The 20,448-nt window shown below is 42.8% G+C and carries 16 protein-coding genes; 2 read left to right on the top strand and 14 right to left on the bottom strand.

Annotated elements, in window-relative coordinates; all coding sequences use genetic code 11:
• Nucleotides 1–17 precede the first annotated feature (17 nt).
• Nucleotides 18–1,433, bottom strand: a complete 1,416-nt coding sequence (locus tag ACOI7D_RS08495) for a mannose-1-phosphate guanylyltransferase/mannose-6-phosphate isomerase (protein ID WP_064154354.1) — start codon at nucleotides 1,431–1,433, stop codon at nucleotides 18–20.
• 1,076 nt (nucleotides 1,434–2,509) lie between these two features.
• Between ACOI7D_RS08495 and ACOI7D_RS08490 the strand changes: the two genes are divergently transcribed.
• Both ACOI7D_RS08490 and ACOI7D_RS08485 read left to right on the top strand, forming a co-directional pair.
• Nucleotides 2,510–3,514, top strand: a complete 1,005-nt coding sequence (locus tag ACOI7D_RS08490; RefSeq protein WP_044524123.1) for an NAD-dependent epimerase — start codon at nucleotides 2,510–2,512, stop codon at nucleotides 3,512–3,514.
• Between the two features lie 399 nt (nucleotides 3,515–3,913).
• Complete coding sequence (locus ACOI7D_RS08485; RefSeq protein WP_000429184.1) at nucleotides 3,914–4,036, top strand: small membrane protein; 123 nt, start codon at nucleotides 3,914–3,916, stop codon at nucleotides 4,034–4,036.
• A 422-nt stretch (nucleotides 4,037–4,458) separates the two neighbouring features.
• Here the strand turns inward: ACOI7D_RS08485 and ugd are convergent, their stop codons facing one another.
• The 13 genes from ugd to ACOI7D_RS08420 all read right to left on the bottom strand — a co-directional run bounded on the left by ugd (nucleotide 4,459) and on the right by ACOI7D_RS08420 (nucleotide 20,444).
• Complete coding sequence (ugd, locus tag ACOI7D_RS08480; RefSeq protein WP_000704810.1) at nucleotides 4,459–5,625, bottom strand: UDP-glucose 6-dehydrogenase; 1,167 nt, start codon at nucleotides 5,623–5,625, stop codon at nucleotides 4,459–4,461.
• A 163-nt stretch (nucleotides 5,626–5,788) separates the two neighbouring features.
• Nucleotides 5,789–7,159, bottom strand: a complete 1,371-nt coding sequence (rfbK, locus tag ACOI7D_RS08475) for an O9 family phosphomannomutase RfbK (RefSeq protein ID WP_004899416.1) — start codon at nucleotides 7,157–7,159, stop codon at nucleotides 5,789–5,791.
• Between the two features lie 23 nt (nucleotides 7,160–7,182).
• Nucleotides 7,183–8,598: a mannose-1-phosphate guanylyltransferase/mannose-6-phosphate isomerase gene (locus ACOI7D_RS08470; protein ID WP_064154354.1), complete on the bottom strand. Its 1,416-nt coding sequence runs from the start codon at nucleotides 8,596–8,598 to the stop codon at nucleotides 7,183–7,185.
• 225 nt (nucleotides 8,599–8,823) lie between these two features.
• Nucleotides 8,824–10,230 carry an NADP-dependent phosphogluconate dehydrogenase gene (gndA, locus tag ACOI7D_RS08465; protein ID WP_023290368.1) on the bottom strand — a complete coding sequence of 469 codons (1,407 nt, stop codon included), beginning with the start codon at nucleotides 10,228–10,230 and terminating at the stop codon, nucleotides 8,824–8,826.
• A gap of 153 nt (nucleotides 10,231–10,383) precedes the next feature.
• On the bottom strand, nucleotides 10,384–11,217 hold the full coding sequence (locus ACOI7D_RS08460; protein WP_023290369.1) for a glycosyltransferase family A protein: 834 nt from the start codon (nucleotides 11,215–11,217) through the stop codon (nucleotides 10,384–10,386).
• The gene (locus tag ACOI7D_RS08455; RefSeq protein WP_023290370.1) at nucleotides 11,210–12,694 is read right to left on the bottom strand and encodes a lipopolysaccharide biosynthesis protein; all 1,485 of its coding nucleotides are present in this window, start codon (nucleotides 12,692–12,694) and stop codon (nucleotides 11,210–11,212) included. The genes ACOI7D_RS08460 and ACOI7D_RS08455 overlap by 8 nt, the downstream gene beginning before the upstream one ends.
• A 108-nt stretch (nucleotides 12,695–12,802) precedes the next feature.
• Nucleotides 12,803–13,621 (bottom strand): polysaccharide pyruvyl transferase family protein, encoded by an 819-nt coding sequence (locus tag ACOI7D_RS08450; RefSeq protein WP_023290371.1) that lies wholly within the window; start codon nucleotides 13,619–13,621, stop codon nucleotides 12,803–12,805.
• A gap of 24 nt (nucleotides 13,622–13,645) precedes the next feature.
• Entirely contained in the window at nucleotides 13,646–14,647 is a 1,002-nt protein-coding gene (locus ACOI7D_RS08445) for a hypothetical protein (protein ID WP_109547126.1), read from the bottom strand.
• 34 nt (nucleotides 14,648–14,681) lie between these two features.
• On the bottom strand, nucleotides 14,682–15,782 hold the full coding sequence (locus tag ACOI7D_RS08440; protein WP_072096515.1) for a glycosyltransferase: 1,101 nt from the start codon (nucleotides 15,780–15,782) through the stop codon (nucleotides 14,682–14,684).
• Between the two features lies 1 nt (nucleotide 15,783).
• On the bottom strand, nucleotides 15,784–16,833 hold the full coding sequence (locus tag ACOI7D_RS08435) for a glycosyltransferase family 4 protein (protein WP_072096516.1): 1,050 nt from the start codon (nucleotides 16,831–16,833) through the stop codon (nucleotides 15,784–15,786).
• Nucleotides 16,834–16,840: 7 nt separating this feature from the next.
• Nucleotides 16,841–18,061, bottom strand: coding sequence for an endo-1,4-beta-xylanase (locus ACOI7D_RS08430; RefSeq protein ID WP_072096517.1), 1,221 nt, complete (start codon nucleotides 18,059–18,061; stop codon nucleotides 16,841–16,843).
• An 8-nt stretch (nucleotides 18,062–18,069) separates the two neighbouring features.
• Entirely contained in the window at nucleotides 18,070–19,278 is a 1,209-nt protein-coding gene (locus tag ACOI7D_RS08425; RefSeq protein ID WP_050533153.1) for a hypothetical protein, read from the bottom strand.
• Entirely contained in the window at nucleotides 19,275–20,444 is a 1,170-nt protein-coding gene (locus ACOI7D_RS08420; protein WP_032444787.1) for a glycosyltransferase family 4 protein, read from the bottom strand. Before ACOI7D_RS08420 ends, ACOI7D_RS08425 begins: the two co-directional genes overlap by 4 nt.
• Between the last annotated feature and the right edge of the window lie 4 nt (nucleotides 20,445–20,448).

Raw genomic sequence — 20,448 nt, 5'->3', positions numbered from 1 at the left:
TTTTGTCCCGAAAAAAATTAGCAACGACCATACTGGTCTTTAATACGAATAATGTCGTCCTCGCCAAGGTACGACCCCGACTGGATCTCCAGCACTTCCAGCGGAATGCGGCCCGGGTTTTCCAGGCTGTGCTCGGCGCCAATCGGAATAAAGGTGGACTGGTTCTCGGTCAGCAGGAACTGCTTGCCGTTGACCGTCACCTGACCGGTGCCGGCGAGAATGACCCAGTGCTCGGCGCGGTGGTGGTGCATCTGCATCGAGAAGGCGCCGCCCGGTTTCACGGTGATACGGTTGACGTTGAAGCGCGGGGTCTGGACCACCACGTCGCAGCGGCCCCAGGGACGGTAAATCTCGCGGTGGCGCTTGTATTCGCTGCGCTGGTTCTGCTTGAGGAACTCGACCGCCTTCTTCACGTCCTGGGAACGCTCGCGGTTCATCACCAGCACGGCGTCCTTGGTGCTGACAATCACCAGGTTCTCCACGCCGATGGCCGCCACCAGCTTCTCGTCGCTGTTGATGTAGCAGTTTTCGCTGTTGTGCACCCACGCGTCGCCGCTGAGGACGTTGCCCTGCTCATCTTTCGGGCTGACCTCCCACAGGGCGGACCAGGAGCCGACGTCGCTCCAGTCGGCATCGAGACCGACCACCACCGCGTCGGCGGTTTTCTCCATCACCGCGTAGTCCACGGACTCGTCCGGGCACTCGCAGAAAATGTCATGCGGGATGCTGATGAAGTCGCTGCCGTTGTCGGCGGCGTTCACCGCGGCCTGGCAGGCTTCGAGGATATCCGGGCGGAATTTGGCCAGCTCGGAGAGGTATTTTTTGGCGCGGAACATAAACATGCCGCTGTTCCAGTAGTACTCCCCGGAGGCGAGGTAGGCCTCAGCGCGCTCGCGGTCCGGCTTCTCCACGAAGCGGGCCACCTGGTACGGGGTGTGGGCGCTGTCGGTGAGGGCCACGCCGCGCTGGATGTAGCCGTAGCCGGTTTCCGGGGCGTTCGGCACGATACCGAAGGTGACCAGGTGGCCTTCATCGGCATACTGCTCGGCGACGCGGATGGCGTCGTGGAAGACCGGCTGGTTATTGATGATATGGTCGGCGGCGAGGACCAGCATCAGCGGGTCGTCACCGTGACGGGTGGCCTGAAGGGCCGCCAGAGCAATGGCCGGGGCGGTGTTGCGCCCGACCGGCTCAAGAATAATGTTGTTGGACAGCCTGTTGAGCTGGCGCAGCTGTTCGGCCACCAGGAAGCGGTGCTCTTCGTTACAGATGACCATCGGTTCATGGATTTCAAGGCCCGAGAGTCGGGTGATAGTTTCCTGCAGCATGGAGTTCTGCCCGTACAGCCGGAGGAACTGTTTCGGGTAAAGCTCGCGAGACATCGGCCAGAGACGACTGCCGGTACCACCAGCCATAATTACAGGAAGTAACATAATGAAATCCTTAAATAAATAATTGCTTTATTTTACTATCAATCAATCGACCGTCGGGTGGAATGGCCTTTTTCAGGCACGCTACCGCCATTGGCTGTCGCAACCAAAATGCGTACTGCTCCCGTGTTTCAGGCTAAACGCCACCCTCTTTCGCTTCAGGCTATCGGCAGAACATTCACTCAGCGGTCTGAAAAGCCAGCCTGACGGAACGGGTGTCCTGAAAACCTAAAAGCAGAGATATGTCCTGGGACATATCTCTGCTTTTAATATGCATCTGTCCTCACCTGGCCGCGAAATGCCCCACACTTTCCGCATTTGCCGCCGGGTTAACCATCAGGACTTTCTCATTTACGCAGGGTATCACACGTGCGCTTTCCGCCACCGACGAAAGGGAAACGGGCGGCCTGCCGGTGTCAGCAAGCGTCAGAAAGGAGCGTCCACGATGCGGGGAAAGATAAGAAGAGACATCGCTTTCGCCGCCAGGGAGACAACGCGCGGCCAGGCTTGATGGCCCTTTGCACATGGCGACGGCGCTTTGTTCCGACAGGAGGGATAAACGACTCATGCTCTACACTGCACATTCCACAAAGAAAATCGTCCGCAGATTATAGCGCTGGTCGCGGGGAATAAAAATAAAAAAGCCTACTGATTAATGGATTACTCAAATAATACACATTATAAACATTCACTAAACAAACAAAACCAATCTAATCCATTGATATTCATCAAAAAACCAGAGAAAACACTGCAGAGATTTTGCCCATTTGCTAAATCATCCGCTGACGAAAATATAACTTTAAACAAAATTACGCCATACCGGGGGGATTGGCGACCTTTATGATTGCGCCATGAATCGCTAAACCGCTGACAGGTCACAAGGTTATTATTCGACAGCTAACAGTCAAATGAGAAACGTTGTTATTTATCAGCCTTTGCCACCACGATTTTGCCAGAAAAAAACACCCTTCACTTCACGCCTGGCGGATAAGACGCGGCAAAGCAAGTGATCCCAGCCGCAAGCCAGTGTAAAATCGGCCGTTATGTAGAACGGGATATCCACACCCCGGAGGAAAAATATGAAGTTTTTGGTCACTGGTGCCGCAGGTTTTATCGGCTTTCATATCGCGCAGCGCCTGCTGAATGAAGGGCATGACGTTGTCGGGATCGACAACATGAACGACTACTATGACGTCAGCCTGAAGCAGGCCCGTCTGGATCGTCTGTCCTCTCCGGCATTCCATTTCCAGCAGCTGGATCTTGCCGACCGTGAGGGTATGGCGACGCTGTTCGCCGCAGAACAGTTTGACCGCGTGATCCACCTGGCGGCCCAGGCCGGCGTGCGCTATTCGCTGGAAAACCCGTATGCCTACGCCGACGCAAACCTGATGGGGTACCTGAATATTCTGGAAGGCTGCCGCCATACCAAAGTGAAACACCTGGTATACGCCTCCTCCAGCTCGGTTTACGGCCTTAATCGCAAAATGCCGTTCTCCACGGAGGATTCCGTCGATCATCCGGTCTCCCTGTACGCCGCCACCAAGAAAGCCAATGAGCTGATGGCGCATACCTATTCCCATCTGTACGGCATCCCGACCACCGGGCTGCGCTTCTTTACGGTCTATGGTCCGTGGGGCCGCCCGGATATGGCGCTGTTCAAGTTCACGAAAGCGATGCTGGCAGGGAAAAGTATCGACGTTTACAACTACGGCAAGATGAAGCGCGATTTCACCTATATCGACGATATCGTCGAGGCGGTGGTGCGCGTTCAGGATGTGATCCCGCAGGCCAATGCCGACTGGACCGTTGAGAGCGGTTCCCCGGCCACCAGCTCCGCGCCGTACCGGGTCTATAACATTGGCAACAGCTCGCCGGTGGAACTGATGGATTATATCACCGCCCTGGAAGAAGCTCTGGGGATGGAAGCGAAGAAGAATATGATGCCGATTCAGCCGGGCGATGTGCTGGACACCAGTGCAGACACCCAGCCGCTGTATGACCTGGTGGGCTTTAAGCCACAGACATCAGTGAAAGAAGGCGTGAAGAACTTCGTGGAGTGGTATAAGGATTACTATCAGATCTAACCTGTCTCTGCCCTGCCGCAATCCGCTGATTGCGGCAACGGATAAGCATCCCGTATTGTCTTCCTTTATCATTCATTTCTTTACCCGAGCCTGGCACAGGCTATACTTTTTTGTGCTAAAGAATAATTTTTACTGGTTTTAACGACGGTGCTGAAACCAGTTTCATCTGCCCGCCAGCGAAAAAGCCAACAACTTTAAGCCTGGTCACCTGCTGTCACTCTTTTCAATACTATTTTTAATGGATCCTTCAGCATTTTCTCCTGATAAATAAAAGACATTACTTTCTGTAGGAATTTTCTTAAGAACAGGATATGTTAGAGATCGCAATTCAGCGCTTCCGGGCTGACGTGTTGCTTAACATGCTAATGATTCAACCAACAGAAAGCTGTGGTAGATATTATGGAAAACCTATTTTTCTTAGTAGTGGCTGCCATACTACTTGCTGTGTCTGTTTTCTTTTTAATTTCATATCTGAAAGACAGAAAGAAAACAAAACTGACGTTTAATAAACGCAAGTGGTAAGACTCGCTCCATATTGCATTTAGATTAAGATAATATTAAGAGATAAAAAAATGATATGACAGAATGACCGTTCATTCTGCGTTTTGGCGTGGCCTTAAGGCAAGAAAAAATAACGTTACTCGCGCCCTGTTCCACATATTTCCTCAGGGCATAAATAACAAAAGCCTGCGTTGCAGGCTTCGTTTTACCTCCCGGCGCTTATCTCCGGCATCTACATCACAGTGACGGTAGCTCTTCACAAGGTAAGTTTAACTTATCGGACCTGTTTTCAACCCGCAACGGGTTTTGAGCAGGATCGTAATGTCCATCACAATTTATTGAGGTTAATCTGAATGTGCGAGAAATACGCGCAGTGAGGGATATAGCGGGGAGATAAAGAAGCATACTGGCGGCGGGGAGCCGCCAGTGTCAGACAGGCAGAATTAATCGTTGCCAAACAGATCGCGGGTATAAACCTTATCCGCGACATCCGCCAGCTCTTCCGCCATACGGTTAGAAATGATTACATCCGCCTCTTGTTTGAAGGCATCCAGGTCGCGCACGACGCGGGAGTTGAAGAACTCATCTTCCTGCATCACCGGTTCATAGATAATAACCGGGATACCTTTCGCCTTGATGCGCTTCATGATGCCCTGAATAGAAGAGGCACGGAAATTGTCTGACCCGCTCTTCATGATCAGGCGATACACACCCACCACTTTTGGCTTACGGGCGAGAATAGAATCCGCAATAAAGTCTTTACGGGTACGGTTGGCATCGACGATAGCCGCGATAATGTTGTTCGGGACCGATTCGTAGTTCGCCAGCAGCTGCTTGGTATCTTTCGGCAGACAGTAGCCGCCGTAGCCAAAGGACGGGTTGTTGTAGTGGTTGCCGATACGCGGATCCAGGCATACCCCTTCGATAATCTGCTTGCTGTTCAGCCCCTGGCTTTCAGCATAGCTGTCGAGTTCGTTGAAATAGGCAACGCGCAGCGCCAGATAGGTGTTAGCGAACAGTTTGATCGCTTCCGCTTCGGTGGAGTCGGTAAACAGGGTCGGGATATCCTGCTTGATTGCGCCTTCTTTCAGCAGGTCTGCGAAACGTTCGGCACGCGCAGAGCGCTCACCGATGACAATACGCGACGGGTGCAGGTTGTCGTACAGCGCACGGCCTTCACGCAGGAACTCAGGAGAGAAAATAACATTATCAATCCCTAAACGTTCTTTGATGTCGCGGGTGAACCCCACCGGGATGGTCGATTTAATGATCATCACCGCATTCGGGTTGATCTCGGTGACATCGCGAATAACCGCTTCAACCGTTGAGGTATTAAAGTAGTTGGTTTTCGGATCGTAGTCAGTCGGCGTCGCAATGATCACGTAGTCGGCATTACGATAGGCGTCGTGCTTGTCCGTAGTGGCACGGAAATTTAACGGCTTTTCTGCCAGATATTCCTGAATCTCTTTATCGACAATCGGAGAGATCTTCTGGTTAAGCATATCCACTTTGGCCTGTACGATATCCAGGGCCACCACTTCGTGGTTTTGCGCAATCAGGATACCGTTCGATAAACCAACATAACCTGTACCGGAAATAGTAATTTTCATTCGATTACACTTTAATCAGTTAACTGGGTAATGGCGGATAGCCACGAAATTAAATAATGCTGTGGGCGGTTTTACGCTTTGACCAGTGGGATGTCAAGAATAAGCCATAAGGTCAATAATACGATTAAAATCTGCCCCTATGGCTTCCATTATGGATAATGCATTACTTGAGAAGAGCTAAAATCTCTTCGGTTTTTGCATTCATCAACGCCGTATCCGCTCTGGACTCAACGTTCAGGCGCACCACCGGCTCCGTGTTGGATGTGCGCAGGTTAAAGCGCCACTCAGGGTATTCAATACTGATACCGTCCGTTGTGTCGATGTGTGCGGCCGCCGGCTCATACTGCGCCCGGATGCGCGCGATCGCCTCCGCCGCATTACCCAGCTTGCGGTTGATCTCCCCCGACGCCGGGAACGCCGCCTGGCGGTCCGCCACCAGCGATTTCAGCGAGCTGTTCTTCAGGCACAGCAGCTCCGCCACCAGCAGCCACGGGATCATCCCGCTGTCGCAGTAGGCGAAGTCGCGGAAGTAGTGGTGCGCGCTCATCTCCCCGCCGTAGATGGCGTCTTCCTGGCGCATCCGCTCCTTGATGAACGCATGCCCGGTCTTCGACATCACCGGCTGCCCGCCGCTGCGGGTCACGATGTCCACCGTGTTCCACGTCAGGCGCGGGTCGTGAATGATTTTCGCCCCCGGCTGCTTCTGCAGGAACGCTTCCGCCAGCAGGCCGACAATGTAGTAACCCTCGATAAACGACGCCTCGTCATCGAACAGGAAGCAGCGGTCGAAGTCGCCGTCAAAGGCGATCCCCATGTCCGCCTGATGCGCACGCACCGCGTCGGCGGTGTCCTGGCGGCACTCCGGCAGCAGCGGGTTCGGGATACCGTTCGGGAAATGGCCGTCCGGCTGATGATGCACCTTGATAAAGGTCACCGGCGCCCCGGCCGCCGCGAAGCGTTTCTCCACCTCATCAATCACGTGCCCCGCCGCCCCGTTGCCGGAGTTCACCACCAGCTTCAGCGGACGGGTGAAGTTCGCCAGGTCCACGTAGCCCATCAGGTGGTCAACGTACTCCTTCAGCACCGAAATCTGGCGCAGGGTGCCGCGACGCGCCGGGTCAACAGGCGGGAACTGGTTTTCCTCCGCCAGGCGCTGGATGTCACGCAGGCCGGTGTCGCCGCTGATGGGCTTCGCGTTCTCGCGCACCAGCTTCATGCCGTTGTAGTTCATCGGGTTGTGGCTCGCCGTCACCTCGATACCGCCGTCCACCCCGAGGTGGAAGGTGGCGAAGTAAATCTCTTCGGTACCGCTCAGGCCGATATCCAGCACGTCGGTGCCGGCGTCCATCAGCCCGCGGGCCAGCGCCAGCTTCAGCGACTCGCTGGTGAGGCGCACATCGCCCCCCACCACTATCTTCCCGGGTTTCAGAAATTCGCCGTAGGCGCGGCCGATACGGTAGGCGATGTCCTCGTTCAGCTCCTCGCCCAGTTCACCACGGATGTCATAAGCCTTAAAGCATGTTAACTGTGTCATTCTGCGTTTTGTCCCGAAAAAAATTAGCAACGACCATACTGGTCTTTAATACGAATAATGTCGTCCTCGCCAAGGTACGACCCCGACTGGATCTCCAGCACTTCCAGCGGAATGCGGCCCGGGTTTTCCAGGCTGTGCTCGGCGCCAATCGGAATAAAGGTGGACTGGTTCTCGGTCAGCAGGAACTGCTTGCCGTTGACCGTCACCTGACCGGTGCCGGCGAGAATGACCCAGTGCTCGGCGCGGTGGTGGTGCATCTGCATCGAGAAGGCGCCGCCCGGTTTCACGGTGATACGGTTGACGTTGAAGCGCGGGGTCTGGACCACCACGTCGCAGCGGCCCCAGGGACGGTAAATCTCGCGGTGGCGCTTGTATTCGCTGCGCTGGTTCTGCTTGAGGAACTCGACCGCCTTCTTCACGTCCTGGGAACGCTCGCGGTTCATCACCAGCACGGCGTCCTTGGTGCTGACAATCACCAGGTTCTCCACGCCGATGGCCGCCACCAGCTTCTCGTCGCTGTTGATGTAGCAGTTTTCGCTGTTGTGCACCCACGCGTCGCCGCTGAGGACGTTGCCCTGCTCATCTTTCGGGCTGACCTCCCACAGGGCGGACCAGGAGCCGACGTCGCTCCAGTCGGCATCGAGACCGACCACCACCGCGTCGGCGGTTTTCTCCATCACCGCGTAGTCCACGGACTCGTCCGGGCACTCGCAGAAAATGTCATGCGGGATGCTGATGAAGTCGCTGCCGTTGTCGGCGGCGTTCACCGCGGCCTGGCAGGCTTCGAGGATATCCGGGCGGAATTTGGCCAGCTCGGAGAGGTATTTTTTGGCGCGGAACATAAACATGCCGCTGTTCCAGTAGTACTCCCCGGAGGCGAGGTAGGCCTCAGCGCGCTCGCGGTCCGGCTTCTCCACGAAGCGGGCCACCTGGTACGGGGTGTGGGCGCTGTCGGTGAGGGCCACGCCGCGCTGGATGTAGCCGTAGCCGGTTTCCGGGGCGTTCGGCACGATACCGAAGGTGACCAGGTGGCCTTCATCGGCATACTGCTCGGCGACGCGGATGGCGTCGTGGAAGACCGGCTGGTTATTGATGATATGGTCGGCGGCGAGAACCAGCATCAGCGGGTCGTCACCGTGACGGGTGGCCTGAAGGGCCGCCAGAGCAATGGCCGGGGCGGTGTTGCGCCCGACCGGCTCGAGAATAATGTTGTTGGACAGCCTGTTGAGCTGGCGCAGCTGTTCGGCCACCAGGAAGCGGTGCTCTTCGTTACAGATGACCATCGGTTCATGGATTTCAAGGCCCGAGAGTCGGGTGATGGTTTCCTGCAGCATGGAGTTCTGCCCGTACAGCCGGAGGAACTGTTTCGGGTAAAGCTCGCGAGACATCGGCCAGAGACGACTGCCGGTACCGCCAGCCATTATCACAGGAAGTAACATATTAATATCCTTTAATTAAAACCCTGTTATTTAACACCCAGTAAATCACTGAGGCCAGAAGCAGACTAATATAGGCGTACAAGATAATAAATATGGCAAATTCTTAAAAAGGTTAAAAATTAGATATTAGAAATATTTTTAGAAAGGAAATGCTTAAGGTCAGGTTGCAACATTAAATATAAAATTAAAACAGTCAGGCCAAATGGCCTGACTGTTTGAAGAAAATTATTCCAACCACTCTGTGTGGAACACACCGTCTTTATCTGTACGCTTATAGGTGTGCGCACCAAAGTAATCACGCTGAGCCTGAATCAGGTTAGCTGGCAGAACTGCGGAACGGTAGCTGTCGTAGTAGGCAATGGCGGCAGAGAACGTCGGTACCGGAATACCATTCTGCACGGCATAAGCCACGACATCACGCAGCGCCTGCTGATAGTCATCAGCGATCTGTTTGAAGTATGGCGCCAGCAGGAGGTTAGCAATGCCCGCGTTTTGCGCATACGCATCGGTGATCTTCTGCAGGAACTGTGCACGAATGATGCAACCCGCGCGGAAAATCTTAGCGATCTCTCCGTAGTTCAGATCCCAGTTGTATTCATCAGAAGCAGCACGCAGCTGAGAGAAGCCTTGAGCATAGGAAACGATTTTACCGAGGTATAAAGCGCGACGCACTTTTTCGATAAATTCAGCTTTATCACCTGCCGGCTGAGCCTGCGGACCACTCAGCACTTTCGAAGCGGCTACACGCTGGTCTTTCAGAGAAGAGATATAACGAGCAAAAACGGACTCGGTGATCAGAGACAGAGGTTCGCCGAGATCCAGTGAGCTTTGGCTGGTCCACTTACCGGTACCTTTGTTTGCTGCTTCATCAAGAATGACATCGACGAGGTATTTACCCTCTTCATCCTTCTTGGTGAAGATATCTTTGGTAATGTCGATCAGGTAGCTGCTTAGCTCACCTTCGTTCCATTCGGTGAAGGTTTGCGCCAGCTCTTCGTTGGAAAGTGCCAGACCGCCTTTCAACAGCGCATAAGCTTCAGCAATCAACTGCATGTCACCATACTCGATGCCATTATGAACCATCTTCACATAATGGCCAGCACCGTCAGCACCGATATAGGTCACACATGGCTCACCGTCTTCAGCAACCGCAGCAATCTGCTTCAGAATCGGAGCAACCAGTTCATAGGCTTCTTTCTGCCCACCAGGCATGATGGAAGGCCCTTTCAGAGCCCCCTCTTCACCACCGGAAACACCGGTACCGATAAAGTTAAAACCTTCGGCAGACAGTTCACGGTTACGACGGATGGTGTCCTGGAAGAAGGTGTTGCCGCCATCAATGATGATGTCGCCTTTATCAAGGTAAGGCTTCAGGGAATCGATGGCGCTGTCGGTGCCAGCCCCGGCCTTCACCATCAACAGGATACGACGTGGTGTTTCAAGGGATTCAACAAACTCTTGTACTGTGTAGTAAGGAACCAGTTTCTTGCCTGGGTTTTCGGCAATCACTTCTTCGGTCTTTTCACGGGAGCGGTTGAAAACGGAGACGGTATAACCACGGCTTTCGATGTTCAGCGCAAGGTTACGCCCCATCACAGCCATACCGACAACCCCGATCTGTTGCTTGGACATTACATACTCCTGTCAGGTGTGGTCACTGCGACATGTTCGCAGCTTAAATGTGATGATAATGTTAGCCCAATAATGTAAGGACAAACAAGTATAATTCTTAAAAAGAAAGGTAATGTTCAATTAATAATGAATAAAAAAATACCTTATCTAAAGCTAACAATGTATATTGAACATCCTCTTGCTTTTTGTAGTGAATAATCTAATAGAGAGCCATAATTTTATCATCGTACGTGGCATTTTTAAAAACTTTCTAAATGAAAAGATTTCTTTCACTACTGATCCCGTTTGGCTTGATGAATTAGAAATCCCCACATTATATACAGCTCCAGGGAAAGGCAAACTGCCATAAGAATAACCAGCCTTGCTCATATAATTTTTTATGTAACGATGGCTTCCTAGTAACTCTTTAATGTATAAAAGTGGCAAATTCCCATACTCATCATAGAATTTTTCAAAAAAAGAAACTCGAACAATATTTGATGTACCACAAATTGTATCAAATGCTTTATTCAAAAGAGCTACATTACCTCCGGAATATACATATCCTACATCAATAAGCCAACCATAAAAGTATTCTCCCGCATTTTTCTTGATCCTATCATTGATAAATTCAACTAATTCTCGGTGTACAAAATCATCATAATCTACAACCATAAAAAAATCATTAGCTTTACAATATTTTAAGGCTTCGTAAACTCGCGCCCCTTTATCTTTACGGATCAAATCATGGTAAGCTTCAGGATCAACACTTTTATTTGGTAACGATATAAATTCAAAATCAGACTCTAAAACAGTTACATTTTCATGATTAGCTGATTTTGGCAAATCTGTACCGCGGTTACAAATAATATAACAATGCCAGTTATCGTTTGTTTGTCCAAAGATTGACTTCAACGTATGCTCAAGATTGGTTTTAACACTCTGCCAATCCTGTACTGACCTATAATGCCTAACAGGAATTATAAAATTAATTGCAAAGTCACTCATAATTTTCAACCTTTTGTTTCTTTCTCGTTTTAATTGCTGTTAGAGATTCAGAAATTTCTTTTCTGGCCAATATGAATATGAAAAAACAATATATTACAACACCAGATAAAATCAACACTAATACATTCAACAACTCATTAGCCGCACTTAATTGCCTGTCTATAACATAGCAACCTAGATACATCAGGACAACAGAAGTTAAAGGTTTAATAAAATTAGAAATATAAGAAAAAGTAGTAACGCCTAAAATTCTAGATATATAGTAAACCGTATAAGGCCATATGATAAAAGTCTTTATAGCAATCGATACAATTAATACTAGTGCTCCATCCTTAGCAAACAAAAAAACTAAAAGAGCTGTCGTTATCTGCTGAAAAATTTGATACTTGAGAATCCAAGCAGTATTTCCCAAGCCCTTAATAAGAGACATTTGCAGTGAGCCAATACATGAAATAAAACCGATTACACAACAAACTTGAATGACAGGAATGGCTACAAGCCATTGAGCTCCGAATACAAGTGGAATAAGATGAGGAGAAATTATTATTAATCCCGTAAAAGCAGGTAAGCTCAATAGAGTTGAGAAAAAGGTCGTTTTAAAAAAAACATTCTTTAATTGCGATGGTTTTGTTTGCACTGATGCATAAAGAGGATAGCTAACATTCGCAATAGCATTATTCAAAACATCAGCAATAGAACCAAAAACCCTGCGACTAAAGGCATATATTCCTAAAGTGGTGACGCTACCGTACACTCCAATAATAACATTATCTATACTAATTGAAGTAACTAGTTTTGTAAACGTCGTAGTTATACCAAAACGACTTAATTCAGTAAAGCTTGATTTATTGAAAATAGGTCTAAGTTTAAGTTTAGAAGAAGTCGCTAAGATTATGTAACTGATTACTGATGTGCTTAACTGGCTTAAAACAATGGCCCAAACTCCACCACCAAAATATAATACTGGCAAGCATAATATTATGGATGCAATAGAACAATACATAGTTCTTATTGCTATTGATTTAAAAGCCATCGTTCTTGTTAAAAACGACAATGGTACAATCGCGCATGAATCTATTACTATTTTTAACGCTATTACAGGGTATACAGTTTTAAAAACAATATTGAATGTAGGAATTACATAATATTCAACAATTAAACTAGATATGAAATAAATAGACAAGGAAGAAACTAAGCAAATAAAAAAAACAGTGTTAAAATGTTTTTTGTCGACATTTTTGAATTGAATTAGAGCATCACCAAAGCCTACAGCACAAATACTCGTTAGGATAGTAGTTATAGTTGCTGCCAAGGTTACAGCGCCTAGATCACCAGGCGTTATAATCCTTGATGCTAATGAAAAAATTAATAATGAACTAAATGCCGGAAACAAATTACTGAAAAAATACCATGCGACACCTGAATAAAGGTTTTTTTTGTCAGGTTGTAGATTATCTAATTCATTACTTTTTTTCATTTTTACACTTAATGGTGTTAAACAGATATCGTTATATCCAATATCTGTTATGTAAATTAATTTAATCAGTTAACAGCTGTTGCTTAAGTACTGCTTTGTATTAAAAATTTAAATATCACTGTTTTTTTTGTTTTCCCATAAGTCATATGGAAAAGCATTAAATAAAGGCAAAGCTATATGGTGAACGTTAATTGAACATGCAGGCTTAACCTTAAATGCGTCTTCGATACTGTGCACAATAGGGTACGTGTCACGTCCAGTACCTAAATAATAATCATCATACTTAAATGATGATTCTCCGCTACTATTTTCAAGTAACACAGCAGGTATACCATAAGCCTCTGCTATAATTACCCCATGTAATGAACTTGAAATAACAAACTCACTATTAACAATTTGGCGTGTAAATGATATAGCACCTTGTTTTGGAGAACAAATGTTATTATTATATTTTTTATATAACGAAAAATCCTCATTCATATGTGGGATTACGATAAAATCTTTTTTTTGTTCATTATTTATTAATAACGTATCACGTGAGAAAAAAAATGGTAGTAATAAACCAGGATCGCCATAAATTTCAGGAACTTTAAGACCCATATCTAATAATAGTTTTCGCGTTTTTGGCCCTCGAACAGCTCTAACATCAAGGTTCTTGAATTTTAAAGCATCTAGACTAATTTTTCCATTGATCCCCGTCCCCCATACGCAGTCATTTTCGTTAGCGAAGTGCATAACGGAACCAATTGCCATTAATTTATTTTTAACATTAATTTTTTGAGTAAGTTCAAGATCTTTTAAAGCTAACATCTGTTGTACAACGATCTTAGATAAATGATCTCCTGCATTAAAACTACCGTCTTTAGGTTCCCACCAAAATACACATTTTTTTTCTTGTGACTTTCTGCTTATGATGAAATCAAACATTTTATTTCCTACTATTAGTTTAAATTAAATAATTGTTTTTATAATTTTAGAGATATAATCGTCTCCAAACTCTGAATTTAGTTCATCAATAGTATTTTTATCAAAACCAATTTTCTTATCAAAGCCACTTTTTTGACTTTCAATAAATTCCATCATAGAAATGATGTTATTAAAAGTCAATAAGATATCACTTTTGGATTCAGATTGAACCCATTCTAAAAAAGGGGTTTTTATCGCCAGCACTGGCAATTGTTGTGTCAAAGAATAAAAAAAAGAACCAGAAACTATCATGTCTTGATCAGCATGTCCGATTATTAACGCTTTACATGACATAAATAATAAGGAGGCTTCTTCATCAGTTAGATAACGAGGAATGAAAGTAATGTTCTCCTTGTTTGAAAGAATCTCATTTAATTCCTTTTCATATTTTTTATCATTACAAAAACCTGCAATTATTAATTTCTTAGATGGAGGGAAAGAGATAATTATTTCCTCAATTTTTTTATATTTCTCTATTCTCCCAAAGATCAAATATGAGTCCTTATGTACTATCAAGTCACATTTTATGTTAATTTCTTTAAGTGGATATTCATATAAGGGATGAGGTATATATATTTTATCTTCAAATAAGGGGCTATGGACTACAACAACATCAACTAAAAGAGATATTTTTTCAATAATCCATTTTGCAATTTTTATATGAGACTCGAAAGTATCATGAGGATATAAATTATGTTGAATATATATAACTTTATCAAACCGATATTTGAGTACTAAAAGGGAAACAATCAGTTTTAAAACACCCAATAGACTGATTTTCCGCCTTTTAGGAGTTATGATCATATTCTCGATCCAATTTACAATTGCAACACCCCCTCTTTTTTTTTTAAACGTTAAAAAAAAATAAAGCTCTTCTTTAATATTTAAGGGCATGACCGTTGAAAACCCAGATAATATTGAGCGAACTCTTTCTGCATACTTATTAACACCTGAATCATAAGGATAATAAAAAATATTTTTTTGCATCACTTTCCTGTATACTCCATTTCATTAGTTTAAATCAGCAGACAGATTCGCTCATACGATATAAATCGTATACATCTTCATTCATTTTTGTTGAAGAGAATTTTTCAAGATAAGTAACATACGCATTAGAGGCAAGGCTTTCGAGAGTGTCAATATTTTTATCAGCCGCTATTTCATTAAGTAACTGAATAACAATTTCAGTATTATCCATGTCTACTAAGAAACCATTATATTTATCTTTGATAATTTCAGGAAAAGAAGTGCAGGAACTAGCCATAACTGGGAGCTTACAACTAAATGCTTCAAGAGGTACCATGGCCAACCCTTCCCAGCGGGAAGGTATTATCAATAAGTCTGCATTATAATAATATGAATAAATTTCGCTTTTTGGCAACCAGCCAGTAAAATAAGCATTATCTAGATTTTTTCTATTATTATTAATACTTTCTGAGACATAGTCACCGATTATTGTAAACTTAATATTACTGCTTGAATAATTTAATCCGTTAATAATCTTCTCTAATCTATCAAAACCTTTTTGGTAATCAAAGCGACCGACATATAGTATATTAAAAAGATCACTTTTTGGTAATTTATCAATGTGTTCAACTTCAGAAACTCCATTGTATATGGTAAATAACTTTTCTTTAGGTATGCCATTAACCATTGCTATTTCCTTTTCATAGTTACTTACACAAATAATAGCATCGGTAAATTTTGAAAGAAAACGTTCAACTATTGCATATAAATTTAACTTCCATTTACTCTTTGCCATCATGAATGAAAAAGCATGTGGACAGTAAATTACATGACCTTTATAAAAAGGTAAAAATATCAAAACGGTTCTCCCGAATAAGCCTGCAAACGTACTATGTAAATGAATTATCGTCGGCTTTTCTTTGATAACAGTTCTAATGAACATCCAAACAAAAAATATAAAGGATAATAGATTACGTCCATTACGTTTAAAAGTATATATATGAGAATCGCCAATGTTCAGCTCATCTCTTTGTGAATCAGGAATCAAACAACATACTCTTTCAATGTTATCGTTTTTAATTTGCGATAGAAGTAGTTCATTCATAACGGAGGATACTCCTCCCTTAATAACTTCAGCAACATGAAGTACTTTCATTTTAGTTTTCCAACTCTTCAAGTAATAAATTAATTTTTTCTGCAGAGTGTTTCCATGAAAAACGATGGCTATTCTTGACTCCTAATTTTTTGAGTTTAACCCTTAATTCAGCATCATTGTAAATTTCAAGCAAAGCATTTTGCATTTCATGTTTTGAATGGGGAGAAAAATAAAGAACACTTTGTTCTAATACCTCGGGCATAGAGGCTTCGTTAGAGGCTATGACAGGACATCCACATGCTTGAGCTTCTAATGGAGGTATTCCAAAACCTTCATAAAAAGAAGGGAAGATGAAAAACTCCGCATTCATATATAGCTGAATCAATTTATCATCATCGACTCTACCTAGAAAGTGTATCCTTGGATCATCTTCGTTACTGAAATTCATTTTCTTAAAACTTGCAGCCCCTCCTCCTATAATTTTTAAGTTTAGATCGATTTCAGTACTTAGAAAGGCATCAATTAATCCATGAAAATTTTTATGATAATTTGGTGATGATACTGCTAATGCATATGGTTTTTCTTTATCAATACGGTTTGGTGTAGTAGTATGGAATTCTTGCCCTACAGCATTGTAGATAACATCGATTTTATTTTTATCTATATGGAAGAAGTTTGATATCTCATTCTTTGAAAAGTTACTAACGGTAATTATTTTCTTTGAATTTTTAAGAATTTTAGGGACTAACCAGCCATATAACAATCTAAATTTTAATGAAAAACTTTTGGGATATCTTTTATAGGTGATGTCATGATGAGTGACAACTTGGTTATTATAAAACGCTGGTGCAGTACTACATAGATTAAGTAGCAAAGGGTCATTGTTTTTTTTTAGAAACATAGGTAGGGTCAATTGCTCCCAATAATGCCCATCTTTTCCAGAAACAACTTCAATGTTACACTTACCCTCAAATGAACTTACAAGTTTTTTATGTGGAACTAAGAAAATAATATCATCGCGAACTTTAATTAACTCTTTTGAAATCTCAAGAGCAAAACGCTGAACACCAGTTACTTGTTGGGTTAAAAATCTACCGTTTATATATAACATATTACCTTCAGTATAAGTTTGGTGTATTAATAAAAAGTTTTTTACTTGGGTTTGAGATATCGTTATTTATATAAATTTTATCAGTCTCTTTAGAACTTAATAACTTAGATTTATTATCATTCCATAAAATTATTCTTTGCGAATTATCTGATGGGTTTCTCATAGTCACAGAAACATTGTCATTAATGATACTAGCAGATATATCTTTACCCTGTACCAGTTTCATCAATTCATACATAGCAACAGCTGAAGATTTCGGATGATAATAATGATCGAAGAATCCAAAATTATTCTCTTTATTCTTTCTTTGAACTCCGTCGTCGGAGTAATCATACCACCAAATTCCTTTTATATTTTTATCAGACATTGCTAGCAATGTATATTTAAAAGCAAATATAGCAGCATTCAAACGGGTCACTCCGCCCTCACCATCATATGTAGGGACTCCCATTTCAGTTATATAGATAGGCACATTAACGCCGTTATTTCTCCTAGCTAAGTGATTTTGATATTCAATCACATCATTGAAATTATCGGTTGGATTTCTTAATTTTTTATTACCATGCATAAATGAGTAGGGATGAAGTGACACACCATCTAAGTATTTCAATATCCCCTTTTTTAGTAACTCATCGAACCACATTACATCCCGTGCATTGGTTGGATTTATCGTTCCAGACACAACTATTGCTGAGGGATCTATCTCTTTTATAGTTTCGTATGTTTGTTTCACAAGTTCCAAGTAAATATCTGTCGAAGGAACATTTACGCTCCTATCTTTTATTCCTGTTTTGTATACCCATTCATTCCATACTTCATAATATTTCACTTTCCCTTTATTTAAACTAACAATATATCTAACGTATTTTTTAAAAGCTTTTATTTGTTCTTCATTTTCAGGATATCCTGATGGTGTGTAATTACCGTTACCATATGCAAGTACAATCATGGCGTTATGGTTGTTGTTAGCCATCGTGTCAATCAAATCTTGGTTTTTTTTTGCAGCGTTACTCAGTGAAAAACTCCCTGGTTTTTTTTCTACCCACTCCCATGTAATATCACTACGAATACTATTAAAGCCATATTTTTTCAAATTAGAAGTTATTTGCTGAGCATTTTGTGAGTACCTTTGCGCATGTGTATGTATCCCAATTTCAAATGCATGAACAGAAGGCACAAAGCAAGTTTGCGCAAAAAATAATGCTAGTAAATTATTTTTGAAATTCATTGGACGCCTTATCTAATAATTTTATGATTGAAATTGAAAGAAAGTTTACATGCATTTTTATCAAACAAAAAACCTATTAATACGCCCAAGCTTGTTGAATAAAAAACTGATTCAAAAAGGTTGTATGTAACTCCACCAACCATAATGCAAAAACAAATGATGTAATATTTCTTTGCCAGAGAGGCATCATAAAACCTTGAAAATAAGAATTTAAAAACAAACAAACCGACCAAAATTACACTAACAAACCCACAAATAACATACATGTAAACTAAAACATTATCTCCTGGACTGTAAAATTTAGGAGAAAAATATTGAGCTGGTGTACCTATTGCACCAAAACCTTTACCAACAAAAATAGATATACTATCATCGAGCAACGATATAGCTCTAGGCCATGTACTATACATCCGCATCAAAAGCGTATTTTGAGGATCATATGTTTCATATTTTAATTGTGGGATCATGTAAAAATAACTAAATAAAATCGACACAATGATGATTATTTTGACCATTATTTTAGTCAAAAAGACTGGAGTGAGCATTAAAACCAATGCAATGATTAAAGTTACTATAGTAGTTTTAGTCGTCGTCAAATATATAAAATAAATTGAAGTTAAAAAAATCAAGAAAGCCAGTACAAATTTTTTGTCTTCGAAAAATTTTGAAATGATAAAAAAAGAGGAAATCATTAAAAGAGTTGCAGCATCAAAAGATGCGGCAGTAAATCCTGGGTTACGTAATACTCCACCAGTTGTCCAATCTCGAGATATGACTTTATCAACCCCACCGACATTTATTATCCCGCCCAACCATGGCGCACCGAACATACTTACATAGGCAATGCCAATGCAACAAGTAATGAATAAAAAGAAATATACTTTTTGGGTTCCATTGAACACATAATAGGCAATTGTTTTGCTATAGGTCAAGCAATAAAAGAAAGGTATCATTATATACAAACCAAAAGAGGCTTGTAATGTGCTAAAATTTCCAATCCCTATTATAAAATATAATATCACCAAGGTAACCAAAACAAGAGATACAGGTTTGGTCATTACGTCGATTGCCCATCGCCTCAGCATAAGTATAAGCATCATTAACGTTGGTACATAATTTAATGGTTGAAAAATTATTCCAATAGGACCTGAAAAAGCTTTAACTAATATAAACGCTAAAAAAACTTGAGGCACAATTTTATTTATGTCTATTCTCATGCTTTTACCATTTTATTATTTTTAACTATCTTATTGTATATTTTAAGATAGTTATCAACATGAATTTCGGAACAAAATGGGTTTTGTTTGTCGCGTAAAGTTTGCATAACAGAACTAATAGTACTTTTCAACTCTTGTTCGTCAAATGAATGGATATCTTTAACCCATGGAAAAAATGATGATATTTCTGTAATTCCACCAACATAATTCGTATAAACCGGTTTATAGGCTAGTGCACTTTCAACGACAACTCTTCCAAAAGGTTCATTCCATTTTATTGGTAACAATACTGCATCAACTTTATTTAAGAATTCATCAACTGGAATATAGCCAAGAATTTCAACATTTGATTTCTTTGCTTTTTTTAATAAATCCTTTGACTCTTCTGATGCATCAGGTTTCCCTGCAGCTACAAATTTGCAAGCCTGATATTTTTGAGCGATATTAATATAATCATCAAATCCCTTGTCCGAGGTTAGTCTCCCAATATAGCCAATGGTTATTTTATCTATATTATTGTGGCTAATTGTAATATTCGGTTTTAAAACAGGGTTATAAATATAGCCATGTAGCCCTTTATTAGCGAAACCAAATCTATAATGAAAGTCGGATATATATTTACTAATTCCTATAAAAGCATCGACATCCTGACTCATATATTTTTTATACAGAACGTTAAGTTTTACAAAAATATTTGTTGGTTTAATGTTTTTGCCATTCTTAAACAACGTAGAGTTGGGATGAAAGAGATAATAATCCCTAGTAGTATGCACTATTGGGATGTTCATTTTTCTTAAAACCCTCCATACTCCAACAGAAAATCCGGAGAGGTTATTAGTATGTACTATATCAGGACGCAAATCCTGAAGAATAGTATTAACTAATTTAACCATTTTTCTGTTATATAGATCTTTTATATGCCATTGTAATCTATGAATTTTGCTGTGCTCACTGCTATCATATGGCCAATAACAATTAAGGAGAGGTAAGTAATATATCTTTATACCATTAACTGAGTCTATTTTTAAGTTTTTCCCTTCGTGCAGGGTTAAAACTGTAACTTCAACGTTTCTTTTGACAAGGGATTCTGCTAAAACCTGAACGGAGACCTCCGCTCCACCTAATCTGTATGGATAATACAATGTATTGATGATAGTAATCTTCATTCTT

The sequence above is a fragment of the Klebsiella sp. C360 genome, assembly GCF_048822415.1.
GTDB classification, from domain to species: domain Bacteria; phylum Pseudomonadota; class Gammaproteobacteria; order Enterobacterales; family Enterobacteriaceae; genus Klebsiella; species Klebsiella quasipneumoniae.
The sequence above is the reverse complement of the archived record's forward strand: the minus strand, read 5'-3'. Positions and strand labels throughout refer to the sequence as shown.